The organism is Oleiphilus sp. HI0080 (assembly GCF_001635135.1).
Window position 1 is genome coordinate 1 of record NZ_LWFU01000149.1, and the last position, 474, is coordinate 474.

Consider the following 474-nt stretch of genomic DNA (forward strand, 5'->3'; position numbering starts at 1 on the left):
ACTGGATTTAATTAAGGCTTGCTGTTGTTCGTTATTTAACTCAGGAAATGCCAGCTCCACGTTTACCTTCGTAACACGTGTCAGGCTTGAGTCACCCCACCACAATATACGCCCGATCGCACGCCCAAGCTTCTGAGAACTAGCATATGAAAGCCGTGCAAGCATCTTCAAAACGCGAACAACCAACCAAGCGAGAATTTTATCTTTCATGAATGAGAGCGGGCTCTAAGCTGTGAATTATTTGCCCCGAAGTTTAGAGCATCTATTTATGAATTACAGCCTCGACTTCAATGTACCAATGCATTTAAGCTTGATGGCATGAGCTCACTTCGCACACTTCAAATTTGCGCATCACATGGCAACCAGCTTGGTGGCATGGAAAAACAGGTGATCGCTATTTGTGATGGCCTTATCGGCACAGATCATGAAGTACATATCGCAGCAAGCCCCCAGCTACTTGAGCAAATCAGCAAA

General features: G+C 45.1%; 1 pseudogene. It reads right to left on the reverse strand.

What is annotated here, in order from left to right:
* Nucleotides 1-210 (reverse strand): annotated as a pseudogene (locus A3751_RS01770) (hypothetical protein); the annotation flags it as partial.
* Nucleotides 211-474: the final 264 nt, after the last annotated feature.